The organism is Rhizobium sp. UFLA01-1127 (genome assembly GCF_059803845.1).
Window position 1 is genome coordinate 1 of sequence record NZ_JAUQTZ010000195.1, and the last position, 9,000, is coordinate 9,000.

Sequence of the window (9,000 nt, forward strand, 5' to 3'; positions counted from 1 at the left end):
CCACGGCATGAACGCGACGAGCACGTTCCGGCCGAGAGCCAGATCGCCCAGATCGGTCGACGGACCGTCTGCCAGGATGTCACCCTTGTTGACCACGTCACCGACGGTAACGAGCGGACGCTGGTTGACGCAGGTGTTCTGGTTCGAACGCTGGAACTTCATCAGGCGGTAGATATCGACGCCGGACTTCGACGGATCGAGGTCTTCGGTGGCGCGGATAACGATACGCGTCGCGTCGACCTGGTCGACCACGCCGCCGCGGCGGGCGCCGATGGCAGCACCGGAGTCACGCGCGACGACCGGCTCCATGCCGGTGCCGACGAACGGAGCTTCTGCACGCAGAAGCGGCACGGCCTGACGCTGCATGTTCGAGCCCATGAGAGCGCGGTTGGCGTCGTCGTTTTCCAGGAACGGGATCAGAGCGGCAGCAACCGAAACCAGCTGCTTCGGCGAGACGTCCATCAGGTTGATGTTGTCGCGCGGAGCGAGCATGACTTCGCCGGCATGACGGCAAACGACGAATTCCTCGATGAAGGAACCGTCGGCGTCGAGCTCGGCGTTGGCCTGGGCAACGTAGTACTTCGCCTCTTCCATGGCGGAGAGGTAGAGCACGTCGTTGGTCACCTTACCGTCGATGATGCGGCGATAAGGGCTTTCGATGAAGCCGTACTTGTTGACGCGGGCAAAGGTCGCCAGCGAGTTGATAAGACCGATGTTCGGACCTTCCGGCGTTTCGATCGGGCAAATACGACCGTAGTGCGTCGGATGAACGTCGCGGACTTCGAAGCCGGCGCGCTCGCGGGTCAGACCGCCCGGGCCGAGAGCCGAAAGACGGCGCTTGTGGGTGATTTCCGAAAGCGGGTTCACCTGGTCCATGAACTGCGACAGCTGCGACGAGCCGAAGAATTCACGGACGGCGGCGGCGGCCGGCTTGGCGTTGATCAGATCCTGCGGCATGACCGTGTCGATTTCGATCGAGGACATACGTTCCTTGATCGCACGTTCCATGCGCAGCAGGCCCAGACGATACTGGTTTTCCATCAGCTCGCCAACCGAACGGACACGGCGGTTGCCGAGGTTGTCGATGTCGTCGATCTCGCCCTTGCCATCGCGCAACTCGACCAGCATCTTGACCACGGCCAGGATGTCGTCCTTGCGCAGAATGCGAACGGTGTCTTCGACGTCGAGGTCGAGGCGCATGTTCATCTTCACGCGGCCGACGGCGGAGAGGTCGTAACGCTCCGCATCGAAGAACAGCGAGCTAAACATGGCTTCAGCCGATTCCATGGTCGGCGGCTCGCCCGGACGCATGACGCGGTAGATGTCGAACAGAGCGTCCTGACGGTTCTCGTTCTTGTCGGCCGACAGCGTGTTGCGGATGTAGGCGCCGACGTTGATGTGGTCGATGCCGAGAACCGGGATCTCGTCGAAGCCCGCCTTCAGGATGACAGGCAGGGTCTTCTCGTCGATTTCGTCGCCTGCTTCGAGATAGATCTCGCCCGTCTGGAAGTTGACGATATCTTCCGCCAGGAACAGGCCGTACAGCTCTTCGTCCGTCGCCTTCAGAGCCTTGAGACCCTTTTCCTGCAGCTGGCGCAGCAGGCGCGGGGTGAGCTTCTTGCCACCTTCGACAACGACTTCACCGGTGTCGGCGTCGATCATATCGGCAACGGTCTTGGCGCCCTTCAGCGTTTCCGGCTTGAAGGGAATGCGCCAGCCCTGGCCGTCGCGCTGGTAGAGCGACTTGGTGTAGAAGGTCGACAGGATGTCTTCGCCGTCCATGCCGAGCGCCATCAGCAGCGACGTCACCGGAATCTTGCGGCGGCGGTCGATACGGGCGTAGACGATGTCCTTGGCGTCGAATTCGATATCGAGCCAGGAACCGCGATACGGAATGACGCGGGCGGCAAAGAGCAGCTTGCCGGAAGAATGGCTCTTGCCCTTGTCGTGGTCGAAGAAGACGCCCGGCGAACGGTGCATCTGGGACACGATCACGCGCTCGGTGCCGTTGACGATAAACGTACCGTTGTTCGTCATGAGCGGCATGTCGCCCATGTAGACGCTCTGTTCCTTGATGTCCTTGATGGACTTCGCGCCCGTATCCTCGTCGATATCGAACACGATCAAACGGAGGGTAACCTTCAGCGGCGCGGCATAGGTCAGGTCGCGCTGGCGGCACTCGTCGACGTCGAATTTCGGCGGTTCGAATTCATAGGATACGAACTCCAGCATGGAGGCGCCGGAGAAATCGGAGATCGGGAATACCGACTTGAAGACAGCCTGAAGACCTTCGTCAGGGCGGCCGCCCTTCGGTTCTTCGACCATGAGAAACTGATCGTAGGACGCCTTCTGAACCTCGATGAGGTTCGGCATCTCTGCGACTTCGGGAATCTTACCAAAAAACTTGCGTACGCGCCTGCGACCGTTGAACGAAAGGGTCTGAGCCATCGTCGCTCCTTTAAAATCCTGCACCCGGGCCTGCAACGGACGGGAATCGCTGGCCAGGCGACCCCATCAATCAATGAGTAGTTCAATCTCGTCTATCTAACCGAAAACCGCTCAGCCGGATTGCGTCGCGGTTCGGTTTGAGACCATCCTCTTGAAGAACCCATTACCCAAAAGCCGTTTTGCCCGCGGCTTTTGGGTAATTCGTTCAGAAAAACGGCAAATGGGAGGTAGCAAAAAGCCACCTCCCAAAGCAGTTTCAAGCTTACTTAACGTCGACCTTAGCGCCGGCGTCTTCGAGCTTCTTCTTGATGTCAGCAGCTTCAGCCTTGGAAACAGCTTCCTTGACAGCCTTCGGAGCGGCTTCAACGAGGTCCTTGGCTTCCTTGAGGCCGAGGCCGGTGATAGCGCGGACTTCCTTGATGACGTTGATCTTGTTCGCGCCGGCATCAGCGAGGATGACGTCGAACTCGGTCTTTTCTTCTTCAGCAGCTGCAGCAGCGCCGCCAGCACCACCAGCAACGGCAGCAACAGCTACCGGAGCAGCGGCGGAAACGCCCCACTTTTCTTCGAGAAGCTTCGACAGTTCTGCGGCTTCGAGAACGGTCAGCGAGGAGAGGTCGTCTACGATCTTTGCGAGATCAGCCATTTTTGTAGTTCCTTTTGTTCGGTTCGAACTGGTTGATTATAAACAGCGAAAAACCGCCTTACGCGGCTTCGTCCTTCTTGGCGTAGGCCGAGAACACGCGAGCAAGCTGGCTTGCCGGCGCTGCAACAACACCTGCGACGCGGGTAGCCGGAGTCTGGATCATGCCCAGCAGCTTCGCGCGCAGCTCGTCCAGCGAAGGCAGGGTCGCGAGCGACTTTACACCTTCGGCGTTGAGCGTTGTTGTTCCCATGGCGCCGCCCAGAACAACGATCTTATCGTTGCTCTTGGCGAAATCCACGACGACCTTCGGAGCGGTAATCGGATCAGTGCTGTATGCGATCAGCGTCTGACCGGTGAAGAGATTGGAAATCCCTTCCGCATCCGTGCCCTGAAGAGCAATTTTGGCCAGGCGGTTCTTCGCGACTTTGACGGTGCCGCCAGCAGCGCGCATCTTCGAACGAAAATCGTTCATCTGAGCGACTGTAGCACCAGCATAGTGGGCCACGACAACCGAACCCGAAGCCTTGAAGACTTCGTTCAGTTCCGTGACGAATTCGCGTTTTTCCGCTCTTTCCACTGCTTTTCTCCAGTTGACAGGACCGCGTTAACGGACCTGCCGGGTTGCCTTTTGCCTCCTGGGATCAATGCAGATCCCAAGCGACGCTTGAGGATCCTGTCCCCTCGCGCTCGAGCCTTAACGGCTCCAAGGCACAAGGCATCCAAGGCTCGAACCGAGTTCATCGAAGCAAAGCTTCTTCAAAATTCGGGTCTTACCCGTCTCATGCAGGCTTGAGTGATTAAGGGATAACCACCTGCAATCTCGGACAGGAATTCCGGATTTCTCCGGAAATCCCGGCCCCGAAAGGCCGGGAATTCTTAAACGCCGGACTTAGTGCCCGGCAGAATTGATCAGGCGCCCGGCGCCGTAACCGTCGACGGCTCGATCTTGACGCCCGGACCCATGGTCGAGGAGATCGCAACACGCTTCAGGTAGTTGCCCTTGGCGCCAGCCGGCTTGGCCTTGATGACGGCGTCGGCGAAGGCGCGGATGTTTTCTTCCAGAGCCTTTGCATCGAAGGAAGCCTTGCCGATACCGGCATGGACGATACCAGCCTTCTCGACGCGGAATTCGACGGCGCCGCCCTTGGAAGCCTCTACAGCACCCTTGACGTCCATCGTGACGGTGCCGACCTTCGGGTTCGGCATCATGCCGCGCGGGCCGAGAACCTTACCGAGACGGCCGACCAGCGGCATCATGTCCGGGGTGGCGATGCAGCGATCGAAATCGATCTTGCCGCCCTGTACGATTTCGACCAGGTCTTCCGCACCAACGATGTCAGCGCCGGCAGCCTTGGCTTCGTCAGCCTTGGCACCGCGAGCGAAGACGGCAACGCGAACCGTACGGCCGGTGCCGTTCGGCAGGTTGACGACGCCGCGAACCATCTGGTCGGCGTGACGCGGGTCAACGCCGAGGTTCATCGCGATCTCGACGGTTTCGTCGAACTTGGCGACCGCACGTTCCTTGACCATGCTGATGGCCAGATCCAAAGCATAAAGCTTGGTCGGATCAACGCCTTCACGAATCTTCTGAATACGCTTTGCTACCATGGTCTTAACCTACCACTTCCAGGCCCATGGCGCGGGCGGAGCCCTCGATCATGGCCATTGCGCCTTCGATATCGGCGGCGTTCAGATCCTTCATCTTGGCTTCGGCGATAGACTTCACCTGAGCCTTGGTCAGAGTGCCAGCCTTGGCACCCTTGCCCGGGGACTTCGAGCCGGACTGGATCTTCGCTTCCTTCTTCAGGAAGTAGCTGACCGGCGGCTGCTTCATGACGAAGGTGAAGGACTTGTCCTGGTAGTAGGTGATGACGACCGGGATCGGCATACCCTTTTCCATTTCCTGCGTGGCGGCATTGAACGCCTTGCAGAATTCCATGATGTTAATGCCACGCTGACCAAGCGCAGGACCGATCGGCGGCGACGGATTCGCCGAGCCGGCCTTGACCTGCAGCTTGAGCTGGCCTGCAACTTTCTTAGCCATTTCTCTCTGCCTTTCTACATTGACCGGTTGCCCGGCCTACTATGCCGGATCGCTCCGGCGGCTGCGGTTGCGTGGTGCGGATCACCAGGTCCGGCTAAGACCCTACCCTTCCACGCGGATTGCGGCTGAGCCGCGGGATATGAGTAAGTATTTACTCATATCCAAACTCGAACGAAAGATCAGCCGCCAGGCCGGCCCTTCGCAGAAATCACAATCAGACCTTCTCGACCTGGCTGTATTCCAGCTCGACCGGCGTAGCGCGGCCGAAAATCGACACCTCAACCTTCAGGCGCGAACGCTCCTCGTCCACATCCTGAACCGTGCCGTTGAACGAAGCGAACGGACCATCGGAAACCCGGACCTGCTCGCCAATCTCGAAGGATACGGAAGCCTTCGGCCGCTCGACGCCTTCCTGGACCTGACCGAGAATGCGCTCGGCTTCATAATCCGGAATCGGAACGGGCTTATTGTCGGAGCCGAGGAAACCAGTGACCTTCGGCGTGTTCTTGATCAGGTGGTAGGCTTCATCCGTCAGATTGGCGCGTACAAGCACATAACCCGGGAAGAACTTGCGTTCGCTGTCGACCTTGCGACCACGACGCACTTCCACGACCTTCTCGGTCGGCACAAGGATCTTCTCGAACAGATGCTCGAGACCCTTCTGCCTGGCCTTCTCCTCGATGGATTCAGCCACTTTCTTTTCGAAATTAGAATAAGCGTGGACGATGTACCAACGTGCCGCCATGTTCATCTCCACCCGATATCAATTGCCGGTATTCAGCACGTAGCCGAGAATCCAGCCGATAAGCTGGTCAGCAGCAAAGAAAAACAGCGAGGCGAAAACGACCATAACGAGAACCATCACCGTCGAGATCACGGTCTCGCGGCGTGAGGGCCAAGTGATTTTCGACGTCTCGGAGCGCACCTGCTGCAGAAACGCTAGTGGATTGGTTTTGGATGCCATTGACTGCCCACGCAATTACGGCGCGTAAAGCTGAACATATCAGCCCCACGCACCGCGTGTCTGTTAAACCCTACATAAACACCGATTCCCGATTTAACAAGAGGCAACACGGTGTTTTCTAAAATTTGCCGCCAATTCGGCATATCCCTCAACTCACGAAGCGACGAAAATGACGCGCCAGTCAAATCAAGGAAAATGGCAGGGGCAGCAGGGCTCGAACCTACGACCTGCGGTTTTGGAGACCGCCGCTCTACCAACTGAGCTATACCCCTTCTCGCTTCGACCATTTGCTTCAAGCGGTGGACCGCCGGAGCAGTTCGAAGACATGGCGCTCCCTTTAAGACGGGATGAAACGATTGGCAAGAGCGTTTTTTGCTTTTTCCCAATCAGACCCGCGCCTGCGCAATATCGCCGGCTGATGGGCCGGCGCCGCCATGCCGGAGGAGCCGCCGATGGACGCGCGGATGAGATGCATTTCCGCAATCATTGGCCCCCACTCGAGCTTTTTCCGCCCACACGTCGGAAACCTGGCCGGATCGCCCTCATGAAATCTCCCATGGACCGAATCACGGTCGTCTTGCCAGAGGCATCCACATCTCGGGCGCCGCTGGGAGCGGAGCCCTGAGATTCTTGCTTTACGGCTTTTGCATCTCAGGCCTCTACATAACGCCGCCAGTTGTGCTCTTCCTTGAAACCGAGGACCTCACGGATCTTGCGGTTGGACAGGAGACCCTCATATTCGCCGATCTCGCGCGTGAAGGGGACATTCGGAAAATGCCTGGCGGCAAGTTCACGCGAAGGGGTGTTAGCCGAGACCGTATCATTCGCCGCGTTGAACACCTGAAAGCCGAGACCGCTCTTCTCGATGCAGAGATGAACGATCTGGCCGAGGTCACGGGCGTCGATATAGCTCCAGGCGATCCGTTTGCGGATCTCGCTGTTGGCGAAAAACTCGGGAAAGCGCTCATATTCGTGCGGCTCGATGACATTGCCGATGCGCAGCGCGTAGATGTCGATGCCGAAGCGTTCGGCAAAAGCGCGAGCGGTCTTCTCGTTCACGACCTTCGACAAGCCGTAGGAATCCATCGGATTGACATCATAGTCCTCTTCCAACGGGAACTGGTGGAAATCGCGATGGCCTTCGGCGAAGCAGACGCCATAGGTCGTCTCGCTGGAGGCGACGATGATCTTCTTGATGCCGAGCTTTGCAGCCGCTTCGATGACATTATAAGTGCTCATCGTATTGATGCGGAAGGTCTCGTTGTCGGGCTTGATCAAGATGCGCGGGATGGCTGCGAAATGCACGACGGCATCGAAAGGCTGGACGCCCTTGCCCTGATCGAGATCGGGAAAATCGCGATGCATGCTGAGGACATTGTAGACCTGTCCCGCATCGGTGACATCGGCCTGCAGATTGGTGACGCCGGGGCTGTTCAGCGGCACGAGATCGATATTGTGAACCTCATAGCCGGCATTGACCAGCCATGGAACCGTGTGACGTCCCGCCTTGCCGCTTCCGCCGGTGAACAGAATACGTTTCTTCATGAAATCTCCTCCAGATGAAAATTCGAGCGATAAATAGGCCCTTGCCTCCGTTTCGCAAGACACGGCTTGGTGAGCTGACGCTTTCTCGGCAGAATAATGGGATCGACTCGGCAAAGCATATTGCGGGCCGGATGGGGCAAATGGAGATGAAGCGGATGCGGCCGATCACGCTTGTCGAATACGATCCGCAATGGCCCGTTCTCTTCGAAAGCAGAAGCAAGGCGATCCGCCTGCTGCTTGGTCATCCCGCCGCCTTCCATCATATCGGCAGCACTGCCATCGCCGGACTGTGCGCCAAACCCAAGCTCGACATCGATGCGGTTCTCGTCTCGGAAGAGGCCAGACTCGAGGCAACGGAGCGCCTGAAGGAAAACGGATATCATTTTCACGGCGATACGCATCGCGGCGGCCGCTGGACCTTTACCATGGATGAGACGCCTTACGGCACGCGTCTCTATCTCTGTCTGCCTGATAATGAGGCCCACCGGGAGCGCCTTCTCTTCCGCGACTATCTGCGCGCCCATCGGGAATTTGCGGCAAATTATGCGGCGTTGAAACGGCGGCTGGCCGAAGAAGCCGATGGCGATTGGGACCACTATACCGGCGGCAAGAGCGATTTCGTTGCCGATATCGTGCGCCGCGCAAAGACAGAACTCGCATCGATGAAGAATGTCGCCATCCGGTGACAATTCCCTCGACTAATCGAGCAGGCGCTTCAGCACACCATCCACGCTCTGCTTGAGCGAAAGACGGCTTGTGTCGAGAATATCGAAACCGGATGCTTGAGCTTCACGACGCAGATAAGCGGCCCAGTTCATCATATTCGCATCGGCGAGATCCGGCTGGTCCCGCTCGACGGACAGGCGATAGGTCCTCGTTGCATCATCGCAATCGATCAATATCAAGCGATAGCTATCGATCCTGGCGGCAACAGCCGCCGCCGTAGTGAACGATGGCCGCATCTGGCCTTCGAAAAGAACGGCCCTGCCCTTCTCTGCCTGCGGCGCAAGACGAGCGAGCCATTCGAAGGTTTTGTCGCGCTGCCAGGCTTCGGAAGAGCCATGATCCCTGACTATGACGTCAAGCGGCGGTACGCTGATGCTGTCGAAATGATGGACCGCAGCCTCAAGCGAACGATCCATGGCGATCGCCTTCGCGATTGCCGTCTTTCCAGAACCTGAGGCACCAGTCAGAATGATCAGACTCATCCACGTCTCCAACGCAAAGAGGCCCCGCTGTTTCCAGCGGGGCCTCTTTATAAAGGAATAATCCCAGGATTACTCGACGATGCTTGCAACGATGCCAGCGCCGACGGTCCGGCCGCCTTCGCGGATTGCGAAGCGAAGCTTTTCT

At 58.2% G+C, this 9,000-nt stretch carries 11 protein-coding genes and 1 tRNA gene; 1 reads left to right on the plus strand and 11 read right to left on the minus strand.

The features are described 5' to 3' along the window. The 9 genes from rpoB to Q4Q11_RS29425 form a co-directional block, all read right to left on the minus strand. On the minus strand, positions 1 to 2,448 hold a 2,448-nt coding region (rpoB, locus tag Q4Q11_RS29385; RefSeq protein WP_498571677.1), incomplete at its 3' end, for a DNA-directed RNA polymerase subunit beta. A 262-nt stretch (positions 2,449 to 2,710) separates the two neighbouring features. Then, positions 2,711 to 3,094, minus strand: coding sequence for a 50S ribosomal protein L7/L12 (gene rplL / locus Q4Q11_RS29390; RefSeq protein ID WP_015339593.1), 384 nt, complete (start codon positions 3,092 to 3,094; stop codon positions 2,711 to 2,713). A gap of 58 nt (positions 3,095 to 3,152) precedes the next feature. After that, positions 3,153 to 3,671, minus strand: a complete 519-nt coding sequence (rplJ, locus tag Q4Q11_RS29395) for a 50S ribosomal protein L10 (RefSeq protein ID WP_498571678.1) — start codon at positions 3,669 to 3,671, stop codon at positions 3,153 to 3,155. A 332-nt stretch (positions 3,672 to 4,003) separates the two neighbouring features. After that, positions 4,004 to 4,702 carry a 50S ribosomal protein L1 gene (gene rplA / locus Q4Q11_RS29400; RefSeq protein ID WP_113217639.1) on the minus strand — a complete coding sequence of 233 codons (699 nt, stop codon included), beginning with the start codon at positions 4,700 to 4,702 and terminating at the stop codon, positions 4,004 to 4,006. 4 nt (positions 4,703 to 4,706) lie between these two features. Next, complete coding sequence (rplK, locus tag Q4Q11_RS29405) at positions 4,707 to 5,138, minus strand: 50S ribosomal protein L11 (RefSeq protein ID WP_112513049.1); 432 nt, start codon at positions 5,136 to 5,138, stop codon at positions 4,707 to 4,709. Between the two features lie 214 nt (positions 5,139 to 5,352). Continuing rightward, a complete protein-coding gene (nusG, locus tag Q4Q11_RS29410; RefSeq protein WP_004123460.1) occupies positions 5,353 to 5,883 on the minus strand; it encodes a transcription termination/antitermination protein NusG in 531 nt (176 codons plus the stop codon). Positions 5,884 to 5,901: 18 nt separating this feature from the next. Beyond that, on the minus strand, positions 5,902 to 6,102 hold the full coding sequence (gene secE / locus Q4Q11_RS29415) for a preprotein translocase subunit SecE (protein ID WP_112513048.1): 201 nt from the start codon (positions 6,100 to 6,102) through the stop codon (positions 5,902 to 5,904). A gap of 196 nt (positions 6,103 to 6,298) precedes the next feature. Continuing rightward, a tRNA-Trp gene (locus Q4Q11_RS29420) sits at positions 6,299 to 6,374 on the minus strand. A 379-nt stretch (positions 6,375 to 6,753) separates the two neighbouring features. After that, entirely contained in the window at positions 6,754 to 7,647 is an 894-nt protein-coding gene (locus Q4Q11_RS29425; protein ID WP_112513047.1) for an NAD-dependent epimerase/dehydratase family protein, read from the minus strand. Between the two features lie 155 nt (positions 7,648 to 7,802). On the opposite strand from Q4Q11_RS29425, the gene Q4Q11_RS29430 reads away from it, so the two are divergent. Then, positions 7,803 to 8,333: a GrpB family protein gene (locus Q4Q11_RS29430; RefSeq protein ID WP_498571680.1), complete on the plus strand. Its 531-nt coding sequence runs from the start codon at positions 7,803 to 7,805 to the stop codon at positions 8,331 to 8,333. A gap of 12 nt (positions 8,334 to 8,345) precedes the next feature. Here Q4Q11_RS29430 and Q4Q11_RS29435 read toward each other — a convergent pair whose 3' ends face one another. Both Q4Q11_RS29435 and Q4Q11_RS29440 read right to left on the minus strand, forming a co-directional pair. Next, entirely contained in the window at positions 8,346 to 8,855 is a 510-nt protein-coding gene (locus Q4Q11_RS29435) for an ATP-binding protein (RefSeq protein ID WP_498571679.1), read from the minus strand. Between the two features lie 69 nt (positions 8,856 to 8,924). After that, a partial coding sequence (locus Q4Q11_RS29440) for an EF-Tu C-terminal domain-related protein (protein ID WP_130520932.1) occupies positions 8,925 to 9,000 on the minus strand: 76 nt, incomplete at its 5' end.

What these genes read in the sequence shown, in the direction of transcription:
- rplL (WP_015339593.1), bottom strand. Translation starts at nt 3,094, where the DNA reads ATGGCTGATCTCGCAAAGATCGTAGACGACCTCTCCTCGCTGACCGTT.
- rplA (WP_113217639.1), bottom strand. Translation starts at nt 4,702, where the DNA reads ATGGTAGCAAAGCGTATTCAGAAGATTCGTGAAGGCGTTGATCCGACC.
- rplK (WP_112513049.1), bottom strand. Translation starts at nt 5,138, where the DNA reads ATGGCTAAGAAAGTTGCAGGCCAGCTCAAGCTGCAGGTCAAGGCCGGC.
- nusG (WP_004123460.1), bottom strand. Translation starts at nt 5,883, where the DNA reads ATGGCGGCACGTTGGTACATCGTCCACGCTTATTCTAATTTCGAAAAG.
- secE (WP_112513048.1), bottom strand. Translation starts at nt 6,102, where the DNA reads ATGGCATCCAAAACCAATCCACTAGCGTTTCTGCAGCAGGTGCGCTCC.
- Q4Q11_RS29425 (WP_112513047.1), bottom strand. Translation starts at nt 7,647, where the DNA reads ATGAAGAAACGTATTCTGTTCACCGGCGGAAGCGGCAAGGCGGGACGT.
- Q4Q11_RS29430 (WP_498571680.1), top strand. Translation starts at nt 7,803, where the DNA reads ATGCGGCCGATCACGCTTGTCGAATACGATCCGCAATGGCCCGTTCTC.
- Q4Q11_RS29435 (WP_498571679.1), bottom strand. Translation starts at nt 8,855, where the DNA reads ATGAGTCTGATCATTCTGACTGGTGCCTCAGGTTCTGGAAAGACGGCA.